The following is a 25914-nucleotide window of genomic DNA, read 5'->3' on the forward strand; positions in this document are numbered from 1 at the left end:
GTCCATCAGAATCACTGTCAAAGAAACCATCCCCCACACCACAAAGGCGCAGAAGACAGGGCACAACAAACTAATTCGTCGACTATTGACACACTGTTGAGTTCTCAAGAATCACACGCGCACCGTGGCTCGAGCTTTTCGCTCTCCCCTGCGGGAGCTTGTTGTCTCAACCTTAGCGGACTTTCTTCGGCTTTCGCAATTCGGCGCTTTCCGCGCTTTCTTGCTGCTGCCTCGAAGCCTTTTCGCCTCGGCCGGAGGTAGGTTATCGGATCCGATTGCCCGCTCCAATTCAGCGGGTCTTCGAGATCCTCACCGCCACGACGCGACTCAGCGACCGGAACCTGGTGGTGAGCCTGAGCTCGCGCACCGGCTTCGGTGTGAGTGAGAAGTGGAAGTGGTCGACCCGGGGCCGGGAGCCCATCCCCCTGGGCTTGCTCCCCGCCGCTCCCTGGCGACCCGGAGAACATTACGGGACGCGGTCGCGCATGCCAAATCGGAACGAGCCTTGGACGCGTCGGGCCGGGAGGGGCCCCTGTGCGGAGCCCTCTCCCGGCCCGGTCGGCACGGTGTCTTCGCAGGTCAGACGAGGTGTACGCCGGCGAAGCGCTTCTTGCCGCGGCGCAGCACCAGCCACCCGTCACCGAGCAGATCCTTCTCGTCGACGACTGCCTCGGGATCCTCGATCCGCTCGTTGTTGAGGTAGGCGCCGCCCTCGGCGATCGTCCGACGGGCCTCGCTCTTGCTGCTCACCAGTCCAGTGGCGAGGAAGAGGTCCACCACTGCGGGAAGCCCGTCCACCCGGCTGACGTCAGTCGCGCCCGCCTCCTGCAGCGCGGCGGCGAGCGTCGTGCTGCTCAAGGTGGCGAGATCGCCACCCCCGAAGAGAGCCGCGGCCGCCTGCTTGGCCTGTTCGGTCTCCCCCGCACCGTGGACGAGCGTCGTCATGTGGTCGGCGAGCGCCTTCTGGGCAGCGCGCAGGAACGGCTTCTCCGCCGTCTGCTGCTCGAGGTCCTCGATCTCCTCGCGCGTGAGGAAGGTGAAGACCCGCAGCATCTCGCCGACCTTGGCGTCCTCGACGTTGAGCCAGAACTGGTGGAACGCGTACGGCGACATCATCTCGGGATCCAGCCACAGGGCACCGCCCTCGGTCTTGCCGTACTTGGTGCCGTCGCTCTTCGTGAGCAGCGGCGTACAGAAGGCGTGGGCGTGGCCGCCCTGGGCGCGGCGGATGAGCTCGACGCCGGCGGTCAGGTTGCCCCACTGGTCGGAGCCGCCGAACTGCAGCGTGACGCCGAAGTCGCGGTAGAGGTTCAGGAAGTCCCACGACTGCAGGAGCACGTAGCTGAACTCGGTGTAGCTGATCCCCTGCTCGAGCCGTCGGGCCACGACGTCGCGGGCCAACATCCGGTTGACCGGGAAGTGCTTGCCGATGTCGCGCAGGAAGTCGATCGTCGACAGGGGCGCCGTCCAGTCGTAGTTGTTGACCATCGTCGCTGCGTTCTCGCCCTCGAAGTCGAGGAACGGCTCGATCTGGCGGCGTACGCGGTCGGTCCAGTCCTTCACCGTGTCGAGAGAGTTGAGCGTGCGCTCGCCGGACTCCCTCGGGTCGCCGATCATCCCGGTGGCGCCACCGACCAGGGCGTACGGCGTGTGCCCCGCCAGCTGGAGCCGCTTCGCGGTCACGACCTGCACGAGATGGCCCAGGTGCAGGCTCGGGGCGGTCGGGTCGAAGCCCACATAGAACTTCACGCTCCCCGAGGTGAGCGCTTCGCGGAGCGCGTCCCGGTCCGTCGAGTCGACGAGGAGACCGCGCCACTCGAGGTCGTCGAGGAGAGTGGGATCGATGGACACGATGAGCCTTTCTCGGATGATTCTCGGCGGTCCCCGGCGGGACGCACCGTGTCCAAGCCTGCCGCATGCCACCACGCCCGGACCATTCGGTTCACCTGCGCGCCCGCGTACGGGTACCTCCATGACCGGGTGCGGCCACGTTGGCGCGACTGTCTAGGGTCATTCGAGTCAGGAGGCAAAAGCGTGATCGCAGGTAGATACGCGCTCGAGCGGGAGCTCGGGCGCGGCGGGATGGGTGCGGTGTGGCTCGGCACCGACACGGTGCTCGGCAGGTCCGTGGCGCTCAAGCAGCTCACCCCGGTCAGCGCGGGCGGCGCGCCGACGGCCCGGGCGGAGCGCGAGGCCCGGCTCGCGGCCCGACTCAGCCACCCGCACCTGGTCGCCGTCTTCGACCTGGTCTCGGAGGGCGACCAGCCGTGGCTCGTCATGGAGTACGTCGAGGGCACGACGCTCTCCGGACTGGTGGCCGCCAGGGGTCCGCTCTCCCCGGAGGACGCGGCGCCGATCCTGGCCCAGGTCGCCGACGGACTCCGTGCCGCGCACACGGCCGGGGTCGTGCACCGGGACGTCAAGCCGTCCAACATCCTCGTCGACCGCTATGGACAGGCGAAGTTGACCGACTTCGGGATCGCCCGCGGCACGGACACCGACATGACGCTCACGCAGACCGGGCAGGTCACCGGGTCGCCGGCGTACCTCGCCCCCGAGGTGGCCTCCGGCCACGCCGCCACGCCGGCGAGCGACGTCTGGTCGCTGGGGGCCACGCTCTTCCATGCGGTGACGGGCCGACCGCCGTACGACGTCGGGGACAATGTCCTCGGGGCGCTCTACCGGATCGTCCACGAGGCCCCGCCCCGGACCGGGTTGGCCGGACGGCTCGCACCGGTGCTGGAGCACACCATGGTGCGCCACCCGGCCCAGCGCTGGCCGATGGCGCGTGTGCACGCGTTCCTCGCCGGGAAGCCGTACGCCGAGCCGGCGCGGTCGACCGAGGCGACCGCCGTGCTCCCCGGCCTCGCCGGCTCGGCAGGTATGTCGGCAGCCCCCGCAGCGTCCGGCCCGGCCGGTCCGGTGGCCTCGCAGGCCGCACCGCTGAGCGCGCCGTCGGGCGCACCGTCGGGCGCACCGTCGGGCGCACCAGCCGGTGCACCGCCGGGCCCACCACCCACCACGCCGCCGGCCCGGATCGCCCCCGAGCCGGGCGTACGCCGGCGGCCGCGCACGCGTGGCGGCCGGGGGCGACAGCTGCTGCCCCTGCTGGCCGCGGCCGCCGTCGTACTCGCCGCCGTCGTGATCGCCGTCGCGCTGCTGGGACGCGGCGGGCCGTCCGACGACGGCCGCGACAACGCCGGTGGAGCGGGCGGAGCGGGCGGCGATCCGTCCTCGTCGCCGAGCGCGTCGCCGTCCGCCTCCGCCGGCCCGACCGCCGACGGGGTCACCTCGTTCGTCGACGACTACCTGCGCACCGCGTCGAGCGACCCCGCCAGTGGCTACCAGATGCTGACGCCCGCGTTCCAGCAGGCCAGCGGCGGCCTCGCCGGCTACTCCGGCTTCTGGGGCCACGTCGTCCGGATCGACGGCATCCACGAGGTGACCCCCGAGCTCGGTGACGACCTGGGCGTGACCTACCGCTACACCTACACCTACGACGACGGGAAGACGCGGACCGAGGAGGTCCACCTGCGCCTCGTCTACCAGGACGGGCGCTACCTCATCGACGGCGACTGATCGACCACCACCCGACGGCAACCCAACGAGAGAGCGCGCATGGACTACGTGAACCTCGGCAACACCGGCCTCAAGGTCTCCAAGGTCGTCCTCGGCTGCATGAGCTGGGGCGACCCGAGCCGCGGCGGGCACCAGTGGGTGCTCGGCGAGCAGGAGGGCCAGCGGCTCATCGAGCAGGCGCTCGAGGCCGGCATCACGACATTCGACACCGCGAACGCCTACAACGGCGGCAGCAGCGAGGAGTACACCGCGAAGGCGCTGTGGTCCGTGGCCGACCGGGCCGACGTCGTACTGGCGACGAAGGTCTACATGCCGATGCGGCCGGGCCCGTACGGCCGCGGGCTGTCGCGGAAGGCGATCATGCACGAGATCGACGCCTCGCTCACCCGGCTCGGCACCGACTACGTCGACCTCTACCAGATCCACCGGTGGGACGACTCGACGCCGATCGAGGAGACGATGGAGGCCCTCCACGACGTCGTGAAGGCGGGGAAGGCGCGCTACATCGGCGCGTCGTCGATGTACGCCTGGCAGTTCGCCAAGGCGCAGCACGTCGCCGAGAGGAACGGCTGGACGAGGTTCGTCTCGATGCAGCCGCACTACAACCTGCTCTACCGCGAGGAGGAGCGGGAGATGCTCCCCCTCTGCCTCGACCAGGGCGTCGGGGTGATCCCGTGGTCGCCGCTCGCCCGTGGCCGGGTGACCCGGCCGTGGGACGAGTCGACGGCCCGGCAGGAGACCGACGAGCGGGCCACCGGGCTCTACGTCGACTCCGACCGCGCCATCGTCGACAAGGTCGGCGAGGTGGCCGGACGTCGCGGCGTCTCGCGCGCGCAGATCGGGCTCGCGTGGGTGATGGCCAACCCGGCCGTCACGGCACCCATCGTCGGCGTGACCAAGCCGGAGCACCTCGCCGACGCGGTCGCCGCGGCCGAGCTGAGGCTCACCGAGGAGGAGTACGCCGAGCTCGCCGCGCCGTACGTGCCACACGCTGTGTCGATGTAGCGACTCCTGGCGGAGCAGGGCTAGGTTCGGGGCCGTGGCGAACTTCGTGATGGGACTCTTCCTGGTCCAGCTCCTGCTCGTGGTCTACCAGTTCACCTACGTCGTCGACGCCGACCGCCCGGAGAGCAACGCCCGGGCGACCCGGCTCACCCCCGGCGTGGTGATCGGGCACCTGCTGCTGTCGATCCTCGCCGCGCTGCTGTGGATCGGCTGGAAGGCGTACGGCGACACGGCGTTCGCCTGGGCGACCTTCGCCGCGCTGGTGCTCGCCGCCCTGCTCGGGACGACCATCGCCCAGCGCTCGCTGCTCGAGCCGGCCGAGGTCGACGGGCCCTCCCCCGACCCGGCCGACCACCTGACGGCCGAGAGCAGGATCCCGGTGGTCTCCCAAGTCCTGCTCGGCGCGATGACGCTCGTGCTGGTCGTCTTCGTCTTCCTGGTGGCGGTCGGCGTCTGGGGCTGACGGAGGCACGCGTCGCGCGTACGACGGTGTGCGCGGCGGGCGTCGGGTGGGGCCGGTGGGGCCGGTGGGGCGGGTGGGGCTCGAACCCACGACCCAAGGATTATGAGTCCTCTGCTCTGACCGACTGAGCTACCGCCCCTCGCTGCGGCAACCTACCCCGTACGCCCCACCGATGCGGCGCCGGGCGGCCTCAGACGACGGTGCGGGAGCCGCAGGACCTCGTCCTGCGGCTCCCAGCGCGCCTTTCGGCTACTGCTCCTGCTCAGCCTCCTGCTCGTCCCGCTTCCGGCGGGAGATCAGCAGGAGCACGGACCCGACGACCATCGTCAGGAGGCTCGCTCCGATCAGGGCGAGGCTGACCGGGTTGCCGGTGTTCGGCAGGAACCCTCCTGTCTTGCTACCGCTGGTCGGCTCGGCCGAACTGCCCGTCTGGTACGCGGTCGAGCTGGCGTCCGGCGTGTCGGAGCCCGCGGTCGCAGCCTCATCGGAGGTGTCCACCGAGGTGTCCGCCGTGACGACCCGGATCAGGTTGTAGTCGTGGTCGTCCTCGTCCTGGTCGGCCATCAGCATGCCGCTGGCGGTGTGGACGCCGTGCTCGTTGATCTCGTTCATCTTGACGGCGCCCTGATCGAGCTCGTCGTTGACGGCGTTCGAGATCGAGTCCACGTCGGTGGCCGCGATCGCGGCGTAGTCACCGACCTCGAGTCCGTCATCCGCCATCGGCAGGATCCCGGTGATGACCCTGGCCACCTTGGTGGACAGCGTGACGACCTGCGCGTTGCTCACCGCACGGCCCATGTCGCTCATGTCGCTCGACTTGGAACTGGACACGGTGGCGTCCGAGCTCGAGACCGTCACGTCGTCCGGGGCGCTGGTCGGGTCCGCCTCGGTGGCGTCCTCGTACAGGGCCTGGTTGTTCTCCGTGACCGGGACGACGGCGCTGAACTTGCTGACCTCGTAGTACGAGGCCACCTCGGTGTCACGTGCGACCGCGTCTGTGATCTGCGTGGTCATGCCGATGGCCACCATCGCTCCCGGCTCCAGCACGATCGGCTCGCTCGGCGTGTAGACCGCCATCCCGTCGCGCATCGTCCAGCCCTGGGCGACCTCGAGGTTCTCGTACTCGTCGTCCTTCGGGTTCGGGACCGGGTCGGTGTAGAGCGCGACACCTGTGGGCAGGTAGTCGACGACTTCCTCGATCTGGACCGTCTCCGTGCCCTGGTTGAACACGCGGACCTGCTTGTGGAAGATATCGCCCACCTGGGTCTCGAGCGCGGCGATGTAGTAGTCCGGGCCGTCGTGCGAGTGCTGGTGGTGCAGGTTGTCGTACAGCAGCTCGCCGTCACGCCAGATCCCGCACGTCCACTCGCGGAGCGCCACGTCGTACACCGGCGTGGTGATGGTCGTGTCGCCGTCGTCACTGGCTTCGAAGACCGCCTTGCCCTTCGCGTCGAGGTCCGGCTTGCCGTCCCCGTCGAAGTCCGCGGCCACCGTCGCGGTGTTCGGGACGAGTACGCCGTCGGTGCCCGCGTCAGCGCTGTGCTGCTCCGCCGGCGGCCGCACCTGGGCGTCCCACGCGACAGTCGCCGACACGCGGTAGGTGACGGACTCATCAGGAGCCAGCGTCCCTGTCGCGATCGTCATCTCGCCGTTGCTCCACGTGGCGATCTCGCTGCCGAGACTGCCATCGGCGTTGACGACGTTGGCGTGCCACTTCTCGTCGCCGGCCAGGAGCAGACCCGTCGGCGGCTGCGGCTCGTCGGTCAGGACGTACGGCGCATCCTCGTCGTACTTGTTGGCGACCGTCACGTCGTAGCTGATCCCGAACGTCGTGTCGCCGTTGTCGGTGGCCTTGTACCCGTGCTTCTCGACGCTCGGCAGGCCGGGCGTGTCGTGCGTCGTGGTGCTCGGCCGGTCGTTCGTCGGCGGCAGCGGGTCAGGCGTCTCGTCCGGGTCCGAGCCGTCCGACGTCGCCGCCGTACCGGTGACCACGTTGCCGATGGTCTTGCCGTACGCACCGTCCTTGACCTTGACCTGGTAGGTCAGGGTCTCCTTGTGGGCCAGGCTCGCGATCGTCCACGTCAGCGTCTTGGCATCCTTGTCGAAGGTCGCCCCGCCGTCGTCTACGAGATCGGCGTCCTTCAGGACGTCGGACAGGTCGTCGGTGATTTTCACGTCCTGGATCGCAGCCTTGCCGTCGCGGCCGATGTTGGTCGCGGTCACCGTGTAGGTCACCGTGTCACCCGGCTTGACCGTCGAACCCGACTTCGGGTCGGACTCCTTGGTCAGCGTCCACTGCGAGGGCACGTTGACCTCGACGGTCTCGGTGTCGTCCTTTGGCAGGGTCGGCTTCCCGTCCTCGTCGGTGGGCTCGTCGGTCCAGGCCGGCTTGCCACCATCGTCGAGCACCGGGTCGCCGTCCTCGTCGACCGGGGTCAGCGTGGCGACGTTGGTGTAGTCCTCGGAGTTGCCCGCGGCGAGCTCGGAGCCCACCTTCTGGGTGTACTCCTCGGAGGTCCACGTCCCGGACTCGGACGCGAGGATCTCCTCGGCGTCGAGCTGGTCGTCGATCACCGTCGGCGTCCCCTTCTCGAACACGTCGGACACGCTCACGTACCGATCGGTGACCACCGTCGGAGTGGCGAACTCCGTCCCGGAGGAGTCCGCCTCGGTCGTGCCACCGGCACCCGGCTGGGTGACGGTCACGGTCGCGACCACGGCCTCGGTCGGCACCGACGCCAGGTCGACGACGTAGGGCACCTTGATGCTGCCGTTGGCCGGCACCGTCACCGGTGCGATCTCCTCGCTCTTCCCACCGGGCACCGTCACCTTCACACCGACCGTCATCGGGTCCGCGTTGGTGTTCGACAGCGTCACGTTGCCGGTCAGCTTCGCGGCCGAGTCCTGCGGACCGGTCGGCGTCGCCGTCACCTGGTAGGTGAACGTCGCATCATCGCCCTCAGCAACCACCGCACTGTGCTTGTCGACCGACTTCTCCACCTTCCAGTCGTAGTCACGAGCGAAGGATGCGGCCGCGTCGATCTCGGCGGTCATCGGCACGGGGGTGTTGTGCGTCGTGGAACGCGGCTCGTCGTCCGCGGGGGGCAGCGGGTCCGGATCCGTACCCGCGTCGTCACCGTCGGGCATGGTCGCCGTGACAACGTTGCTGATGGTCTTGCCGTACGCGTCCTCGTTCTTGTGGATCGTGACGGTGTACTTCAGTGTCGCCTCGCCCGCGAGTTCGCGGATCGTCCACACGAGCTCGGTGCCGGAGCGGTTGGCCGCGCCGACCGACGGCTCGATGCTGTCGTCGTCGAAGTCGGCGTACTTCAGAACCTCTGTCAGGTCATCGGTGATGACCAGGTCCTGCGGCCGGGCCGGGTTGTCCTTGTCCAGGTTCTCCGCCGTCACGGTGTAGGTGACGGTGTCACCCGGCTTGACGACCGAGCCCGTCGTCGGGTCGGAGGTCTTGGTCAGCGACCAGTTGGCCGGGTCGACGTCGATCTTGACGACCGCGTCGTCCTCGTCCTTGCCGACGCCGTTGGTGACGACCGCATCGTTGAGCAGGCCGCCATTTTCGGTCGCGAGCGCGGTGAGGTCGGCCCCCGGGGCCACGCGCACCGTACCGGTGATGGTGTAGGTGTGCTTCCCGCCGGCAGGCAGTACACCGGTGGCCAGCTCGGTCACGGTGTCGCCGTTCCAGGCGGTGTTCCGCGCGGACTGCCCGACCCAGAACTCCACCGCGCCCCAGGTCTGCCACGACCCGGTCAGGGTGACGCCCTTGGGAAGGGCGGCCGGGGTGTCGGTCAGGGTGTAGGCCAGCTGCTGGTCGGAGGGGTTCTCCACCTCGACCATGTAGACCACTCGCCAGGTGTCGGTGGTGCCGACCCGCGTCGGCACACCCGCGACCTTGTTCACGCTCGGCGAAGCCGGCTTCGCGGTCGCGCGGTCCCTGTCGAGCGGCTCGTCGGTGGCGTCGTCCGACACCGTCGCGATGTTGCGGAAGCGCACATCGGCGTTGACGGTGAGGTTCACCGTGACGGTGTAGGTGTGGCTGGCGGTGCCCTCCTCGTTCGCCGCCAGCGTGACGGCGTCGGCCAGCAGGGTGTTGGCCCTGCCGTCCCAGCCGGCGACCAGGTGCGCCTTGACCGCATCCGTGTCGACCTCCACGCCGTGGCTGTTCACCGCGGTAACGCCGGCACCGAAGTCGAACCGGTCCCGCAGGTCGTAGGTCAGCGGCACACCCTCCGTCGAGGTGTTGGTCACCACGACGTCGTACACCACCGTCCAGGTCTTGTCCGCGTTCTGAGTCGTGCTCACGACCGACTTCTCGACCTCACCAGCGGGGCTGTAGACCTTGACGGTCGTCGAGTCCTCGGTGCCAGGGATCTTGGTGCCCGGGGCGGCCGGCTCGCCCGGCGTCTCCGGGGTGTCCGGAGTCGTCAGCCACGCCTTGTTGACGTAGCCGTCGGTGTAGGTCCCCGCCTGGGCAGGACCATGCTTCGGCAGCGAGTAGGTGAACACCCCCGCACCGTTCGTGATCACGCGCCGCGCAGCGGCCGAGCTCACGGTGCCGTCGTCGTTGCGCGTGACGGTGCCCAGCACGACCGGGTGCTCCGGGTCGGTCTTGTCGTCGACCATCGTGACGGTGGAGTTGGCGGGAGTGGTGATCCACTGGGCCGCGCTGACGTCGACGACGTGGGTGTCCTTCGAGCCGGTGGAGAACGCCTCTGCCGCGTTCCAGATGACGGTTGCGGTGTTCGTCCCCGTCAGGCTGGGCTTGCTGGGGAAGACGCACGTGTACTCGACGGTGACCTTGTCGTTGGCCGGGACTGTGAAGTCCGTGGCCAGCGTGCAGGCGAAATCGTCCACGCCGAAGTCCGGCACGTCGGAGATCGACGCGGCGACATCCCAGCTGTTGGGGTTGACCACCGTGATCTCACCGGTCAGGAACCAGTTCGAGTCGGCGTTCTTGCCGCTGTTCGGCGTGACGACCACCTTGTAGTCGAACCTCGCCCTGTTGCGCGCGCTGGCCTGCTTCTCGGTGGTCTCGACCCAGGTGCCGTCGGCGTCCTGGACCCACTTCTCCAGATCCCACCCGTAGGTCCGGGTCAGACTGCCCACCGCCGTCTTGGTCACGTCGAGGTCCTGACCGGACCGTACGACGACCTTGGCGTCATCGGTCAGGTCGACGGACTTCTGGTCGTCGCCGGGCGTGGGCTGGCCCCCGGTCGGGTCACCCTCGGTCGTCGGGACACCCGACGGGGTGACGGTGACCTCGTTGAGCCCGGTGAGCGTGGTTCCGGCAGCACCTGCAGTCACGGAGTTGCCGTAGGTCAGCGTCTGGGCACCCTTGGTGGCGTCGAGCCGGGCGTCGCCGGCGGCCAACGTCTTGGTGATGTCGTCGTCCTTCACCTCGGGGGTGGCCCTGTCGAAGACGTCGGTCACCGTGGCGTACTGGTCGGTCACCGTCGTCGGCTTCGACGCGACAGGCAGCGCACCGGTGGCCGGGGCCGTGCCCGTGCCGGTGACCGCCGTCGCCGACACCGCGGTATCCGCCGCGGGGCGCCCGGGCAGCTCGACCGTGAAGTCGAACGTCTTCGAGCCGTTGGCCGGGACGGTCGTGCCCTCAGCGACCGGGACGGTGACGGTCTTCTCGCCGACCTTCACGGTCAGCGCAGTCACCGGCACAGCGTCGTCGTTGGGGTTGATCAGAGTGACCGTGCCCGTGGCGACATAGCCGGAGTCCTGCGGACCGGTCGGGGTCACCACGACCTTGTACTCGAAGGCATGCTCGGCGCCCGGCGTCGACTTCCGCTCCGCCGCCGGCACCCACACGTCGGTGCCGTCTTCGTCGACTCCGTCCTTGACGAACTTCTCGACCTTCCAGTCGTAGTCGCGGCTGTAGTCAGCCGCCGCGGTCACCGCAGCGGTCACCGGCACCGGCGTGCTGTGCGTCGTGGTGCGCGGCTCGTCGTCGGTCGGCGGCAGCGGGTCAGGATCTGTACCCTCGTCAGGACCGTCGGGCGTGGTCGCCGTGCCGGTGACCAGGTTGTTGATGGTCTTGCCGTACGCGTCCTCGTCATTGTGGATCGTGACGGTGTACTCGAGAGTTGCCTGGCCGGTGAGCGCGCGGAGCTTCCACACGAGCTTGCTCCCGTCAGCGGACAGCTTCGCCCGGCCGATCGACGTCGTGATGCTGCCATCGTTGAACGTGGCGTACTCCAGAACCTTCGACAGGTCATCGGTGATGACCACGTCCTGCGGCCGCCGGGGATTGGTCGGGTCGTCGTTGGTGACGGTGACGGTGTAGGTCACCGTGTCACCGGGCTGGACGACCGAGCCGGTCGGCGGGTCGGACTCCTTGGTCAGCGACCAGTTGGCCGGGTCGACGTCGATCTTCACCTCTGCGTTGTCGTTGTCGGTGCCGACCCCGTTGGTCACCACGGCGGTGTTCTTCAGCCCGTCGGTCCCCAGGGACTGGAAGTCAGCGCCGGCGGCGACGGTGAGGACACCCGTCACGGTGTACGTGTGGGTCTGGCCCGGAGGCAGCGTGCCGGTGGCGATCTGGGTGTGCCCTGCAGTGCCGTTCCAGTCCGTCTTCAGGGCCGAGGTCCCTCGACCAGGCAGGACGCTCCACAGCCCGAAGAGCTCCTGCGGCCCGGAGACGGACCACGTCGCCGTGGTGCCGTCGACACTCGTCGGGGTGTCGTTGAGGTCGTACGCCAGCAGCTGGCCGGTCGGGTTGGTGACCTTCACCTCGTAGGTGACGGTCCACTTGTTGGTCCCCTCGACGCGGACCGCCCCCTTGGCCACCTTGGTGACCTCGGGCGCCCTCGGCGTCGCGGTCGCGTCATCCTCGTCGACCTTGACACCCGTGTCGTGGTTGAGCACCGTGGCGTCGTTGTCGAACCCGACCGCGCTCGCGCCGGCCGAGATCGAGGCGTTGACGGAGATCAGGTAGACGTGGTGCTGCCCACGCCGCAGGGTCTGAGCCTGCGCGACGGTGTAGATACCGTCCGCGTCCGGCGTCAGCGTCGTCGCCGTCAGCAGATCAATCCGCTTCACCGAGTTCACCGTGACCCCGTCGCCGAAGTCCGGCTTGTCCTTCACGTCGTAGGTCAGCGGGACGTTCGCTGTCGAGTCGTTGGAGACGTCGATGGCGTAGACGATCGTCCAGGTGAAGTCGGCGTTCTGGCTGACGCTGACTACCCTCTTGTCGATCGCACCGGACGGCGTCCAGACCTTCACGGTCGTCGAGTCCTCGGTGTCGGGGAGCTTCACCCCCGGTGTGCTGGGCGCGGCCGGGGTGTCCGGGGTCGTCGTCAGCCACGCCGTGTTGACATAGTCGTCGGTGTAGATCCCCGTCTGGGCAGGACCGGCCTGCGCCAGCGAGTACATGAACACACCCGCACCGTCCGTGGTCACGCCCTGCGCAGCGACCGAACTCAGCGTCGCGTCGGCCTGGCGGGTCACCGTGCCCAGCACGACCGGGTGCTCCGGGTCGGTCTTGTCGTCCACGACCGTGACCGTCTGGTTGACCGGAGCGATCGTCCACGCGTCGTCGATATCGTCCTCGGTGACGGTCACGGTGTAGTCGTCGGACGCGCTCGAGGAGTACGCCTCGGCCTGGTTCCACTCGATGGCGGCGTTGTTGGTACCGACGAGGCTCGGGGCCTGGCCCTCCGCAATGTCGCAGGTGTAGTCGAACTCGACCGTCTTGCCGGCGGGGATCACTGCACCGCCCTGCGCGTCGACTCCGTCGACGGCGCAGCCAGTCACGGCGTCACCGAAGGACGGCGTGTCGATGACCTTCGTGACGGTCACCGGCCACGAATTCGGGTTGGTGACCGAGATGGTCCCCTTCATGACGTAGTCGGAGTCGGCGTGGTCCGGGTCGTCCAGCGAGACGCCGACCTTGTAGTCGAAGCTCGCCTTGTTGTCGGCGCCGGCCTGCTTCTCGGTGGACTCGACCCAGGTGCCGTCGGCGTCCTGGACCCACTTCTCTAGGTCCCACCCGTACGTACGGACCAGGCTCGCGTCCACGTCCTTGACCACGCTGAGGTCCTGACCGGAGCGTACGACGACCTTGGCGTCGTCGGTCAGATCACCGGACTTCTGGTCGTCGCCCGGCGTGGGCTGCTCCCCGGTCGGGTCATCCTCGGTTGCCGGGACACCCGAGGGGGTGACGGTGACCTCGTTGAGCCCGGTGAACGTCGCGCCAGCGGCGCCGGCGGTCACCGTCCGCTCGTACTCGTACGTCTTCGCGCCCTTCGTGGCGTCGAGGCGCGCGTTGCTGGCGGCGAGGGCGTCGGTGACGTCATCGGTGGTCACGCTCGGCGTGCCGTTGTCGAACACGTCGGTGACGGTCGCGTACCGGTCGGTCACCGTCGTGGGCGACTCGGCCAGTGTGAGGGCGCCGGAGGCCGACGTCCTACCGGTCCCGCTGACCGCCGAGGCCGTGATGGTGGCGTTCGTGGCCGGGGCGGAAGTCAGCGTGACCTTGAAGTCGAGCGTCTTCGAGCCCTTGGCCGGGACCGTCGTGCCCTCTGGAACCGCGACCGTGAACGTCTCGTCGCCGATCTTCACCGTCAGGGCGGTGACGGGCACGTCCGCGGTGTTGGGGTTGGTCAGCGTGACCGTGCCCGTGGCGACGTAACCAGAGTCCTGCGGACCGGCCGGGGTCACAACGACCTTGTAGTCGAAGGTCTGGCCGGCGTTCGGCATGGACTTGCGCTCCGCCGCCGACACCCAGGTGTCGCCGTCCTTGACCAGCTTCTCGACCTTCCAGTCGTAGTCGCGGCTGAACGTTGCCGATCCGGTGACCGCGCCCGTCAGCGGCTTGCTGCCGAGCGAGGACGGGAAGTACGGCGGCATCGTCGACAGGTCCACGGAGTAGCCCTTGCCACCCAGCCCGTTCTGGATCAGCTCCTTTGGAGTCGCGCTCCAGTCGGCGGGGTCGAAGATCCAGATGTGACCGTCGGTGTCCGAGAGGTACAGGCTGCCGTCCGCTCCGAACGCGACCCCGGCGCCGTTGCCCGTCTTATGGATCGTGGCGACCCAGGTCGCGGACACGTCGATTGCCGACCCCGGTGCGCTCGGCACGTGCTGGCCGGACACCACGAGGATGTGCGCGGCGTAGTTGCCGCCGCTCTCCTGACCGCCGGTGACGAAGATCAGGTCGCCGCTGGCAGTGAAGTCGAAGTCGCCGCTCTGGCCGCCGTACGAAGGGGTCCTGATCGTGCCCACGTACCAGGCCTGCGAGCCGGAACCGGCGTACCTGAACGCGTAGAGGTTATGCGTGACGTAGTCTTCGGCGGTCGTCGTCGGGTCGTCGTTCGAGGTCGAGAAGTAGTACACGCCGGTGGTCGGGTCGGCGGCGCCGCGGCGGACGCGGAGGTTGTCGCCGGTGCCTGAAGGGGTGCCGGGCGTGGACCACCACTGGAGTTCGCCGGTGGTGAAGTCGTACCGGTAGATGCGCGAGCCGCCCTCGGGGGCGTTCGCGTGCCCGGTGAGGTAGTGCGAGGTGAAGTACACGATCTGGTGGTCGTTCTCGTCGAGGTACGCCGCCAGGCCGTTGGTCTCCTCCGGGATGAGGCCCGAGAAGTCCACGACCTGCGTGACAGAGCCGTCCAAGGTGCTGATGCACTGGATCCGGTTCAGCTCGATCGCGTTGGTCGTGCCGCCGCGGGACTCCTGGTTCAGGAAGTGCTCGTCGTCGAAGCAGTCGGTATTGAGGGGTGCGACCTTGATGCGGTTGACGCCGAGGTTCACGACGTTCTTGTCGCTGACACCGATCCCGAGGACGACCGTTGTCCCAGCAGCGACGGTGGTGCCGGTCGCGGGCGTCTGCTCGACGACCTTGCCGGCCTGCGTCGAGTCGAGGGTCCACACGTACTCGACGGTCCACTCCAGGCCGAGATCCGTCAGGGTGACTTCGGCATCGGCCGCCGTCAGGCCGACCAGGTTCGGCAGGTCGACGGGGTCCGGGCCCTCCGCGTCCCCGGTCTCGGTCTCACCGGCGCGCACGAGGTCGCCTCGACTCTTGGTGCCGGACGAGCCACCGGACGACCCAGACGGCACGTCGGAGTCGGTTGACTCCCCGGTCCCGGTGGGCGGGTCGGACGCGTCGTCAGAACCGTCCTGTTCCGTCGTGCCCGCACCGCCGGAGGAATCCTCATCCTCCCCATTCGCCTCGGTGTTGGAGGTCGGGTCGCCCGAGGGCTCGACCAGAGTCACGCTGCTCTGGTCGCCGGTCTGGTCGCCTTCGTCCGCCGCCGCGACGGGCATCGCGGTGACCGACAGGGCAAGAGCAACCAGCGGTACGAGCGCTACTCGGAGCCAGCGACGGGTCGCGAGCGGTAGCGAGGAGCGGTGCGCGTACGCGTTCCTGGGCAACTTCGACACCTTCCACCGGGCAGGACACCCGGAAATTGAGTGGATACGCCCACTTAACGCGCGCGTAGGTGCCTACTCACCCGCGAGACGGCTGGCTTGAGTGGTAAACGGCAGATCAATGAGTGGTGAGGCTCAATTCGTGAGTGGATCGGTGCGAGGATCGACCCATGAGCGCCGAGGTGCCTCTGCACAACGCCGTCAGGGACGAGGCGACCAGTCATCTGCTCGCGGGCACCAGCGTCGACCTGTTCGGTCTGCCCGGCTCCGGTCGCTCACAGCTCCTGCGGACGATCGGCAAGGAGCTGGAGGACCGGGAGCACCGGCTGCTGCGGGTCCGCGGCGTCGCCGCGCTCCAGGACCGGCCGCTCGAGGCGCTGGCGATCGCCGGGCTGATCGGACGCCGGCAGGCGGCGCAGGCGACCACCGCGGTCGCCGCGGCGACGCTGGCGGTGATCGAGGCAGTACGCGACGGGCGTACGGTCATCGCGGTCGACGACGCCGACGACCTGGACGAGACCTCGGCCGGCGTACTGGTCGCCGCCCACGCGGACCACCCCTTTCCGGTGCTCTCCGCGACGGCGCCGCGCCCCCGGCGTACGCGCCGCCCCTACCGCGTCCCGGCCGAGGTGCAGCCCGGGGTCATCCTGCCGGTGCCGACGCTGGGGTACGTCGAGACGCAGAGCCTCATCGGGACCGTCCTCGGCGCCCAGGTCGACGCTGCGGTGGTCAACCGGATCTTCACCGCCTCCGGCGGGCTGCCCGGCATCGAGCTGGCGATCGTGGACGGCGCCCGCCAAGCCGGCAGCCTCACCAAGGTGAAGGGGGTCTGGACGGCTTCCACCGACATGTGGACGCCAGGGCTGCTGCGTACGCTCGAGCCCCTGCTCCAGCACCTCAGCCCGCCGGCGCTGGACGGCCTGCACGCGCTCTCCCTGGCGGGCGTGGTGGACGTGGCCACGGCGCGCAAGCTCGCCGACTGGGAGGTCCTCGAGGAGCTCGACGGCTTCGGCCTGCTGCGCTTCGTGCCGCGCGGGGGCGAGATGCTCGTCGGCACCTACCCGCCGCTGCTGGCCGAGCGGTTCCGGCAGATCGACATCGGCGCCCGCCACCTCCGGGTGGACGAGGAGGTGGCCCTCGCCCTAGGCGGCGTGCCCGGGCTGCCACCCCGCACCGCGCCGGTGGGCACGTGGGCGGACGGGCACGAGGACGTGCACCCGCCGTCGCTGACCAGCGCTGCGATCGTCAACCGGCTGCTCCTCGAGCACTGGCACCGCGAGACCCTCGTACGTCGCAGCGAGTGGCAGGCCAACCCCACGCCGCGGACGGGCGCCGCGTACCTGCGGACCCTGCTCGTCACCAACGCGGACCCCGAGACGGTCCATGTGGTCATCGAGACGACGCCCCGCTCGGGCGACCGGCGCGGCGTCGTGCTCTTCGACGACTGGGCTGCGCTCGCCGTCGGACTGGTCGATCACGACCTCGACCGGGTCCGCGCCATCCTCGACCGCTCCCGGGCAGAGCCGGACGAGTGGATGCCGGTCCTGGCGGCGGTCGAGGCGTACGTGACGCTGCTGATCGACCATGCCCAAGCGCCCGAGAGCGTGGCGGTGGACCGGGGCGACGGGCGCGACATCACCCTCGACCAGGCGTCCCTGTCGGTCCACGCCGCGCTGCTGGTTGCGCACGGCCGCACCGCGGAGGCACTCGAGGTGCTCGACCAACCGTCCCTGTCCGAGGAGCCGTTCGCGAAGATCCAGCAGGCGGCGTATGGGCTCGGGCTGCTGCTCGAGGGTCGTTTCGACGAGCTGGTCGTGTGGGCGACCACGCAGCTCGAGCTGGCTCGTACGCGGAACGACATCGACGGGATCACCTCGCAGGCCTACTTCATCGCGGTCGTCCTCCGGCTCCAGCTGCGCTTCGCCGAGCTGCGCACCCTGCTCACGTCGGTGCTGTCCACGGGCGTCTACTCGGCGCTACAGCGGCCCGCCGAGATGGGCCTGCTCTCGATCGCGGCCTCGCTCGCGCTCGACACCGACCGGCCCACCGCCGCGCGCAACCTCGCCGAGCAGGCCCGCGCGCTCCACTACGGTCCGAGCTGGTATCCACTGGCCAGCCCGACGTACACCCTCGCCCACCTCGACGGCGCCGACCTGCCGCCGGGCGAGGCGCGCAAGCTCGCGGGTGACCGCCTGTGGGCAGAGTACGAGGATCTGCGCGGACGCGACCTGCTCAGCTCGGCCCTCGTGGTGGGCGTGCTCTCCCTCGCCGACCATCCCGATCCGAAGCGCATACGCGTGCTCGCGAAGCTCGCCGCCACCATCCCCGCCGGCGTCGCCCGCCACTTCGAGACGTTCCTCTCCGCGCTCGCAGCGGACGACCCCGAAGACACGCTCCGGGGCGCGGGCGAGCTCGCCGACGCGGGTCTGGTCTTCCTGGCCGTCAACGCTTACATCGCCGGCATCCGGGCGCTCCGCTCGGCCGGGTCGACCACGCGGGCCGGCGCGGCGCGCGAACAGGCTCGGCAGCGGCTGACCCGATACGGCCCTGATGCTCTCGCGGCTCTCGACGTGGCCGCGGCGCCGGTGTTGACCGGGCGGGAGTACGAGATCGCCCAGCTGCCGTCGGTCGGGCTGTCGAACCAGGCCATCGCGGCCCGGCTCAGCATCAGCATCCGCACCGTCGAGAACCACCTCCACAAGGTGTTCCGCAAGCTGGGCGTCGACACTCGTGCCTCACTGGCTGCGGCCCTGGCGTCGTGACGCGGCGACTGCTGAACGGCTGACGCACCGCGACGCGTCGACACGGTTCGGCGCCGTGGGATGACGAGAGGCCCCGATCCGCAGATCGGGGCCTCGTCGTGTGGCTCCCCCGGTTGGACTCGAACCAACAACCCTCCGGTTAACAGCCGAATGCTCTGCCAGTTGAGCTACAGGGGATCGCTGTGGTGCGCAGGGAACATTAGCAACTCATCCGAGCCGCACCGAAATCGAGGTCGTGTACGACGGGGCCGCGCGCCGCACCAGGAGTCAGGCGTCCTTCAGCGCCGCGAAGACCGCCAGCGGGTCTGGCGCCGAGCCGAGGACCTGGACGCAGACGTGGTCGGCGCCGGCATCGCGGTGCGCCCTGATGCGCTCGCTGACCGCGGCGGCGTCGCCGAGCCCCAGGAGCGCGTCGACGAGGCGGTCGCTGACCGTCGCGGGAGTGCCGTCGCCGAGGTCCTCGTCGGTGAAGCCGGCGCGTCGCCAGTTGTTCGTGTAGTTGGGCAGGCCGAGGTAGTAGGCGATCGCCTCCTTGCCCTGCGCCCGCGCAGCGGCGAGATCCGGCTCGAGCACGACCCCGAGCTCGGTCGCGACCACCTTGCCGGGCCCGACACCCGCCCGGGCGGCGACGGTGTTGTCGACGGTGGTGAGGTACGGGTGGGTGCCCAGCGAGCGCTCGGCGGCCAGCCGGAGCATCTTCGGGCCGAGAGCCGCCACGATCCGCCGGTCGACCGGCAGCGGGTCGGTCTGCGCGTCGAGCCCGTCGAGGAAGGCCCGCGTCGTGGCGACGGGCCGGGAGTAGTCGAGCCCCATCCCCTCGACCAGCCGGCCGTGACTGATGCCGAGGCCGACGTAGAGCCGACCGGGGTGCCTCTCCTCGAGCCGGTGCCAGCCGTCGGTGACCGACTCGGGCGTCTCGACCCAGATGTTGACGATGCCGGGAGCGACGAGGATCCGCTCGGTGCCGTCGAGGACCGCCTCGAGGATGTCGAAGATCCCCGGCTCGCCGCCGCCCGAGATCCAGACGGTGTCGTAGCCGAGCTCCTCGAGACCCCGCGCGGTCGTCACCAGCTCGTCGGGCGGCTGCTGTCGGCGTAGCCAGGCTCCGCGGACTCCGAAGGGGTTCATGTCGGCGCAACCCCGGCCCCGCGCGGGACTATTCCGACGGTTGCTCCGCGGTCAGTCCGAGACGACCCGGTCGCGCAGCGAGCGGCGGTGCTGCTCGAGCCTGGCCAGCTCGGCGAACAGCTGCCGGTAGGCCTCGGGGTCGGCAGCGGCGTCGGCACGCTGGAGCCGGGACTTCACGTCGGCGATCCGGCGCTGGTCGGTGAGCTCGAGCAGGCGTACGACGTGCTGGAGGACGTAGGCCGCGTCCGGCTCCTTCGCGGTGGGCAGCGGCTCGACGGCGAGCTCGGCGACCATCGCCGACACCATCGGGTCAGCGGCCGCGTCGCGCAGCCGGGCGGCCCAGCCGTGGTCGCCGGCGCCCGCGGCGGGCCCGCCCGCGTCGGCCACCAGCTGCCACACCGCGCGGTAGAGCGGGTGGGTGAAGTCGTCGGGGCCGACGTCGGCCGTGGTCCGGCCCACGACCAGCGGGTGCTGGACCGCGAGCTTGAGCGTCTCGCGCTCCACCCCGAAGCGCGGCTCCCGTGGATGGGGCATCGGCGCCCGCCGCGGCGGCTCGGCGGACGCAGCCGGTGCCGTCGCGGCGGGCTGCCTCGGCCGCTGCTGCTGGGGCGCGCTCGGACGGCTCGACGCCCGGCGCACCTCTCGGAGGACGGCGTTCGTGTCGACGTCGGCGCCGACCAGCCGCGAGATCTCCTGGGCGAAGGCGGTCACCTTGGCCTGGTCGCGGATCGAGGCGACGAGCCCGGCGGCCTCTCGGACCGCGTCGACGCGGCTGTCGGCGCGGGCGAGGTCGTACTTGCCGACGACGTTGCGGAGCACGAACGAGTAGAGGGGCTGCCGCTTCCCCACGAGCTCGCGGACCGCCTCGTCGCCCTTCTTGATCCGCAGGTCGCAGGGGTCGAGCCCGTCCGGCTCGATGGCGACGTAGGTCTGGGACACGAAGTTCTGGTCGCCCTTGAACGCCTTGAGCGCGGCGGCCTGGCCGGCGGCGTCGCCGTCGAAGGTGAAGACCACCTCGCCGCGCATCCCGTCGCGGTCGTCGATGAACCGGCGCAGCACCTTGGCGTGGTCGTCGCCGAAGGCGGTGCCGCAGGTCGCGACCGCGGTGGAGACGCCCGCGAGGTGGCACGCCATCACGTCGGTGTAGCCCTCCACGACCACGGCCTGTCCGCTCTTCGCCATCTCCTTGCGGGCGAGGTCGATGCCGTAGAGCACGTGGGACTTCTTGTAGATCGGGGTCTCGGCGGTGTTGAGGTACTTCGCCTCGATCCGATCGTCGTCGAAGAGCCGGCGCGCACCGAAGCCGATGACGTCGCCGCTGGCGTCGCGGATCGGCCACAGCAGCCGGCCGCGGAACCGGTCGTACGCCGACCCGCGCTGGCTGCGGCCGACAAGACCGGCGATGGCCAGCTCGTCGGCCGTGAAGCCGCGCGCGCGGAGGTGCTTGAAGAGGGCGTCGCCGTCGCGCGGCGCGAAGCCGACCCCGAACCGCTCGGCGGCCTCGCGGTCGAAGTCGCGCTCGGCGAGGAACTGCCGGGCGATCAGGGCGTCCGGCGCCAGCAGCTGTTCGGCGTAGAACTCCTGGGCGATCTTGTGGGCCTCGACCAGCTTGCCGCGGCTCGGGCCGCGCGGGCGGTCGTCGCGGTCACCCTCCTCGCGCTGGAGGTCGACGGCGTACTTCTCCGCGAGCCGCTCCACCGCCTCGGTGAAGCTGAGGGCGTCGATCTTCATGACGAAGTCGATGACGTCGCCGCCCTCTTGGCAACCGAAGCATTTGAAGAATCCGCGACTCGGCGTGACGTTGAACGACGGGGACTTCTCGTCGTGGAACGGGCAGAGGCCCTTGAGCGCGCCGGTGCCGGCGCGGCGGAGCGTGACGTACTGAGACACCACATCGTCGATGCGCGCCTTCTCGCGCACCTCCTGGATGCTCTGCTCCCGGATCCGGCCTGCCACGAGCACGATCCTACGGTCCGGCGGGGACGGCGCCGGACCGACTCCACAGGTCCGGCGCGGTCAGTATTCGCCCGTCATCACATTGGCGAGCGGCTCGCCGGCGGCGTACCTCTCCAGCTGCTCGCGGATGAACCGGGTGGCCCGCGGCCAGAAGGCGCTGCTGGGGCCGCCCACGTGGGGCGTGAGGAGGAGGTTGGGCGCGTCCCAGAGCGGGTGATCAGCGGGGAGCGGCTCGGGGTCCACGACGTCCAGGGCCGCGTGGAGGCGCTCCGACCGGAGCTCGGCGAGCAGGTCGTCGGTGACGACGACACCGCCGCGAGCGACGTTGACCAGCAGCGCGCCGTCCTTCATCGCCGCGAGGAAGCCGGCGTCGACCATGCCCCTGGTCTGCTCGGTGAGGGGTACGACGAGCATGACGACGTCGGCGTCCGGCAGCAGCGCCGGGAGCTCGTCGAAGGCGTGGACCGGGCCGGCCTCAGTCTCGCGCGCGGTGCGGGCGACCCTGACGACGTCGCACTCGAAGGGCAGCAGCCGTGCCTCGATGGCGGCGCCGATCGCGCCGTACCCGACGATCAGCACGCGCTTGTCGGCCAGTGACTGGCGGTAGCCCTGGTTCCACCGGTGGTTCCCCTGGTCGCGGACGAAGCCGGGGATGTCGCGCAGGCTGGCCAGCACCAGGGTGGCCGCGAGCTCGGCTGTCGAGGTGTCGTGGATGCCGCGGCCGTTGCACAGCTTCACGCCCTCGGGGATCCGGCCGCGGAGATTGTCGACGCCGGCGGTCATCGTCTGGACGACCTCGAGCTCGGTCATCTCGTCGAGGACGTCGCCGACGGCGGCTCCCGCGGCGTACGGCGTCACGTAGAACCGCACCTGGGAGACCGAGTCAGGCACGTGCTTGGTCGGGTCGACGACCTCGATGCGCAGCCCGGGCGGCGGGCCGTCCGGCCAGAGCTCGGAGGGGTCGAACGGCAGCCAGACGAGGGGTTCGCTCACGCTCCGGAGACTACCGGCGGTTTCGAGACGGGCCTGGCGGCCCTCCTCAACCACCGAGGTGGCCCTCCTCAACCACCGAGGCGAGCGTGCCAGGCGACCGCGGTGACGTCGGTGAGCGAGGCGACCTGGTCGATCACGACGCGCAGCCGGCCCGCGTCGTCGGCCGCGGCGCGCCAGTCGTCGGCGTACGGCCGGTCGAGCACGTCGGGCGCCCGGTCGGCGAGCGCCGTCACCAGCTCGGCGAGCAGCTCGCGCTGGCGCCTCATCGACGCCAGCCGGTCGTCGGCCTGCATGACGTAGTGCGCAGCGATGCCCTTGAGGACCGCGATCTCGAGCCGGGTCTCCTCGGGCACCACGAGGTCGCCGCGGTAGCGCACGAACGGACCGCCGCCGGCGGCGTACGTCGCCTCCTGGACCGCACCGCAGAACCGGCCGATCAGGTCGGAGGTGAGGTTCTTGAGCGCGGCGAGGCTCCGCCTCGTCCCGTCGTACGCCGGCCCGGTGGTGCTCTCGGTCAGCCAGCACCCGCCCTCGCGCAGGCCGTCGATGGTGGCGGCGACGGTCGCGCGATCGAGGCCGGGGACGTACCAGACGGCGGTCGTCTCGGCGAGCGCGTCGAGGTCGAGCCGGGCCAGGTCGAGCCGGCCCGCGACGATGCCGTCCTCGACGTCGTGGACCGAGTAGGCGACATCGTCGGCGAGATCCATGATCTGCGCCTCGAGGCACTGCCGCCGCCCGGTCTCGGGAGGGCGCATCCAGCGGAAGACCGGCAGGTCGTCCTCGTAGACGCCGAACTTCGGGGCGCTCCGGGTCGCGGGAGCCTCGGCGCGGCGCCAGGGGTACTTGGTGCAGGCGTCGAGCGTGGCCCGGGTGAGGTTGAGGCCCGCGGAGGTGCCGTCCGGGGCGATGGTCTTGGCCTCCAGGCGGGTGAGCAGCCGCAGCGTCTGGGCGTTGCCCTCGAAGCCCCCGCACCCCTCGCTCAGCCGGGCGAGCGCGGCCTCACCGTTGTGGCCGAACGGCGGGTGGCCGAGGTCATGCGCGAGCGCCGCGGTCTCGGCGATGTCGGGCTGGCTGCTGTCGGGGCCGGTCAGCGCCCGGGCGAGGTCGCGCGCGACCTGCGCGACCTCGAGGCTGTGGGTCAGCCGGTTGCGGACGAAGTCGTCCGACTGCGGGCCCACCACCTGGGTCTTGGCCGCGAGCCGGCGCGAGGACGCCGCATGGACCACCCGCGCGCGGTCGCGCTCGAACGGCGTCCGCTCGGGCGCGACCACTCGCTTGGGTGGCTCCGCGACCAGGCGCTCCCGGTCGGATGCGTCGTACAGCTCGTCCATCGCTGCCGACTCTAGGGGCTCGGGCGGAGCTCAGCCGTTCGTTGAGACATGGACGTGGTCCATGTGGTTGGCGGTGGCCGAGCCGTGGTCGCCGTACGCTCGCCATCCCTCGGATGCCCGCACGGGTGTCCAGATGCGGTCCCACCAGATGACGTCGTAGAGGTCGAGTTCGGAGGCGTGCGCCTGCAGGAAGGCGGCGATCTGGTCGCCGAGCGCCTTGTCGTTGGTCATGATGTCGATCGCCTTGCCGGACGAGTGCTCGCCGTGATCGTCCCAGCCAAGGTAGGTGGTGATCATCGGGAAGGCGTGGCACACCGACCGGTAGACGTGGACGGCCTCGTCGGTGAGGCCGTTCTCGACCGAGGAGTCGGGGCAGGGCGCCATCGACAGGCCGGCGGAGCCACCGGCCGACGCACCGGCGGAGGCACCAGCCGTCTCCGGCTCGGGCTTGTCCTTGCTGAGGTAGCCGTGGGTCACCCAACGGACGACGCCGTCGACCACGATCTCGTCGCGGCCGGCTACCGTGCGGCCGGTCCACGAAACCGGGCTGCCCTCGGGGACGACGTCGAGCATGCGGGAGCCGATGCCGGCGAGCGTCCACAGGTTGAGGTCGGTCGTGGTCCACATCTTGGTGGCCGTCTCGCGCACCGTGCGGGCGCGGGTGTCGCCGGTGACCAGCGACTCCGCGGCGGCCACCGACGAGCGGCTGAAGGAGCGGGAGACGCTCCTGGCCTCGCGCCGCGGCTCGGCCGTCGCGCGCATCGTGGGGGTCGCCGACGCCGACTGCTTCGCGGCGGTGTCCTCGGCGACGAGGTTCTGGTTGTCGGGGGTCTTCAGGGCCACTCCGGCGACCACTGCCGCGCCGGTCGCGAAGACCGCGACCGTGCCGGCGATCTTGACGGCGGAGGGCTTGGGGCGGGCATCGGTGTCCCGCTTGTGGCTGTTGGCCACAGCGCTGATCCTTTGCGTCGACTACTGCGTTCTCGGGGACTGTGCGACGTCATCCCCGTCGGTCCAAGGAGGCGGATGGCGAGCGCACGTCGGACGAGTAGAACACAATCCCGAGGGGGTATCCCAATCTCACCTGTGGAAATCTGCGGATTCAGGCGTGTTTCTTTGCGTGATCCGTAGATCTCGGCCCTAGCCCCCGGACGTCTCGGAGGCGTCCTCGGTGAAGCCGCAGCCCCGCCCGTCGGCGTCGTCGAGCCAGCCCTCGGGCAGCGCTACGCGGTCGCGCGGCGACCCCTGCCGGCCACGCGGTGCGCCGAGCTCGGAGACCGGGAACGGCTCGTCCGGGTCGAGCCGCTCGAGGAGCGCGTCGAGGGCGGCGAGGCTGTCGACGAGGGCGAGCGAGCGACGCAGCTCGCCGCCGGCGCGGAAGCCCTTGAGGTACCAGCTGATGTGCTTGCGGATCTCCTTGCAGCCGCGCTCCTCGCCCATGTGCTCGCAGAGCAGCTCGGCGTGGCGGCGCATCATCGCGGCGACCTCGCCGAGCCTCGGGAGGGTGGTGACCTCGCGGCCGGAGAAGACGGCAGCCAAGTCGCGGAAGAGCCACGGGCGGCCCAGGCAGCCGCGGCCGACGACGACACCGGCCGCGCCGGTCTGCTCGACCATCCGGAGCGCGTCGGCGGCCTCCCAGATGTCGCCGTTGCCGAGCACCGGGATGCCGACGCTGGCGACGAGCTCGCCGATCGCGTCCCAGTCGGCGGTGCCGGAGTAGGCCTGTGCGACGGTGCGCCCGTGCAGGGCGATCGCCGCCGCACCCGACTCCTGGGCGATCCGACCCGCCTCGAGGTAGGTGAGGTGGTCGTCGTCGATGCCCTTGCGGGTCTTCATCGTCACCGGCACGTCGTACGGCGCCGCAGCCCTCACGGCGTACTCCAGGATCTCGGCGAGCAGCCCGCGCTTCCACGGCAGCGCTCCCCCGCCGCCCTTGCGGGTGACCTTCGGCACCGGGCAGCCGAAGTTGAGGTCGATGTGGGCGACGCCGTACTCGGCGCAGAGGATCTCGGCGGCCTTGCCGACATAGACCGGGTCGGTGCCGTAGAGCTGCACCGACCGCACGGTCTCCGCGTCGTCGAAGACCAGCATGTCCTTGGTGTGCTCGTCGCCCTCGACCAGGCCGCGGGACGTGATCATCTCGCAGACGTAGAGTCCCGCGCCCTGCTCCGCGCACAGCCGGCGGTACGCCGCGTTGGTGATGCCCGCCATCGGCGCGAGCACCACGGGGGTCTCGACGTGGAGGCCGCCGAGCGTGAGTCCGGCGTACGGCGTGGTCGGGTGGGACATACCTCCCATTGTC

The 25914-nt window shown here is 70.2% G+C and carries 12 protein-coding genes and 2 tRNA genes; 4 read left to right on the top strand and 10 right to left on the bottom strand.

Features of this window, described 5'->3' with window-relative positions; translation table 11 throughout:
- Positions 1-579 precede the first annotated feature (579 nt).
- Entirely contained in the window at positions 580-1851 is a 1272-nt protein-coding gene (gene tyrS / locus ABLE53_RS21815; protein WP_348861266.1) for a tyrosine--tRNA ligase, read from the bottom strand.
- 183 nt (positions 1852-2034) lie between these two features.
- Here tyrS and ABLE53_RS21820 point away from each other — a divergent pair, with 183 nt between their 5' ends.
- Genes ABLE53_RS21820 through ABLE53_RS21830 form a run of 3 tightly spaced genes read left to right on the top strand, consistent with a single transcriptional unit; the run spans position 2035 to position 5047 of the window.
- Positions 2035-3579 (top strand): serine/threonine-protein kinase, encoded by a 1545-nt coding sequence (locus tag ABLE53_RS21820; RefSeq protein WP_348861267.1) that lies wholly within the window; start codon positions 2035-2037, stop codon positions 3577-3579.
- 39 nt (positions 3580-3618) lie between these two features.
- A complete protein-coding gene (locus tag ABLE53_RS21825) occupies positions 3619-4584 on the top strand; it encodes an aldo/keto reductase (protein ID WP_348861268.1) in 966 nt (321 codons plus the stop codon).
- A gap of 34 nt (positions 4585-4618) precedes the next feature.
- Positions 4619-5047, top strand: a complete 429-nt coding sequence (locus tag ABLE53_RS21830) for a hypothetical protein (protein ID WP_348861269.1) — start codon at positions 4619-4621, stop codon at positions 5045-5047.
- 65 nt (positions 5048-5112) lie between these two features.
- Here ABLE53_RS21830 and ABLE53_RS21835 read toward each other — a convergent pair.
- Together ABLE53_RS21835 and ABLE53_RS21840 are read right to left on the bottom strand one after the other, a co-directional pair.
- A tRNA-Ile gene (locus tag ABLE53_RS21835) sits at positions 5113-5186 on the bottom strand.
- A 110-nt stretch (positions 5187-5296) separates the two neighbouring features.
- Positions 5297-15445, bottom strand: coding sequence for a DUF7927 domain-containing protein (locus tag ABLE53_RS21840; RefSeq protein ID WP_348861270.1), 10149 nt, complete (start codon positions 15443-15445; stop codon positions 5297-5299).
- A 167-nt stretch (positions 15446-15612) separates the two neighbouring features.
- Here ABLE53_RS21840 and ABLE53_RS21845 point away from each other — a divergent pair, with 167 nt between their 5' ends.
- Positions 15613-18204: a helix-turn-helix transcriptional regulator gene (locus tag ABLE53_RS21845; RefSeq protein ID WP_348861271.1), complete on the top strand. Its 2592-nt coding sequence runs from the start codon at positions 15613-15615 to the stop codon at positions 18202-18204.
- Positions 18205-18305: 101 nt separating this feature from the next.
- Here the strand turns inward: ABLE53_RS21845 and ABLE53_RS21850 are convergent.
- The 7 genes from ABLE53_RS21850 to dusB all read right to left on the bottom strand — a co-directional run bounded on the left by ABLE53_RS21850 (position 18306) and on the right by dusB (position 25901).
- Positions 18306-18381: transfer RNA gene (locus ABLE53_RS21850), tRNA-Asn, on the bottom strand.
- A gap of 90 nt (positions 18382-18471) precedes the next feature.
- Complete coding sequence (locus ABLE53_RS21855; RefSeq protein WP_348861272.1) at positions 18472-19332, bottom strand: TIGR03620 family F420-dependent LLM class oxidoreductase; 861 nt, start codon at positions 19330-19332, stop codon at positions 18472-18474.
- A 51-nt stretch (positions 19333-19383) separates the two neighbouring features.
- On the bottom strand, positions 19384-21288 hold the full coding sequence (gene dnaG / locus ABLE53_RS21860; protein ID WP_348861273.1) for a DNA primase: 1905 nt from the start codon (positions 21286-21288) through the stop codon (positions 19384-19386).
- Between the two features lie 60 nt (positions 21289-21348).
- On the bottom strand, positions 21349-22281 hold the full coding sequence (locus tag ABLE53_RS21865) for a 2-hydroxyacid dehydrogenase (RefSeq protein WP_348861274.1): 933 nt from the start codon (positions 22279-22281) through the stop codon (positions 21349-21351).
- Positions 22282-22349: 68 nt separating this feature from the next.
- The gene (locus ABLE53_RS21870; protein ID WP_348861275.1) at positions 22350-23612 is read right to left on the bottom strand and encodes a deoxyguanosinetriphosphate triphosphohydrolase; all 1263 of its coding nucleotides are present in this window, start codon (positions 23610-23612) and stop codon (positions 22350-22352) included.
- A 30-nt stretch (positions 23613-23642) separates the two neighbouring features.
- Entirely contained in the window at positions 23643-24563 is a 921-nt protein-coding gene (locus ABLE53_RS21875) for a VldE C-terminal domain-containing protein (RefSeq protein ID WP_348861276.1), read from the bottom strand.
- Between the two features lie 189 nt (positions 24564-24752).
- Entirely contained in the window at positions 24753-25901 is a 1149-nt protein-coding gene (gene dusB, locus ABLE53_RS21880) for a tRNA dihydrouridine synthase DusB (protein ID WP_348861277.1), read from the bottom strand.
- Positions 25902-25914 lie beyond the last annotated feature (13 nt).

Source organism: Nocardioides asiaticus (genome assembly GCF_040049175.1).
GTDB classification, from domain to species: Bacteria; Actinomycetota; Actinomycetes; order Propionibacteriales; family Nocardioidaceae; genus Nocardioides; species Nocardioides cheoyonin.

What these genes read in the sequence shown, in the direction of transcription:
- ABLE53_RS21855 (WP_348861272.1), bottom strand. Translation starts at nt 19,332, where the DNA reads ATGAACCCCTTCGGAGTCCGCGGAGCCTGGCTACGCCGACAGCAGCCG.
- dusB (WP_348861277.1), bottom strand. Translation starts at nt 25,901, where the DNA reads ATGTCCCACCCGACCACGCCGTACGCCGGACTCACGCTCGGCGGCCTC.
- ABLE53_RS21845 (WP_348861271.1), top strand. Translation starts at nt 15,613, where the DNA reads ATGAGCGCCGAGGTGCCTCTGCACAACGCCGTCAGGGACGAGGCGACC.
- ABLE53_RS21870 (WP_348861275.1), bottom strand. Translation starts at nt 23,612, where the DNA reads ATGGACGAGCTGTACGACGCATCCGACCGGGAGCGCCTGGTCGCGGAG.
- ABLE53_RS21825 (WP_348861268.1), top strand. Translation starts at nt 3,619, where the DNA reads ATGGACTACGTGAACCTCGGCAACACCGGCCTCAAGGTCTCCAAGGTC.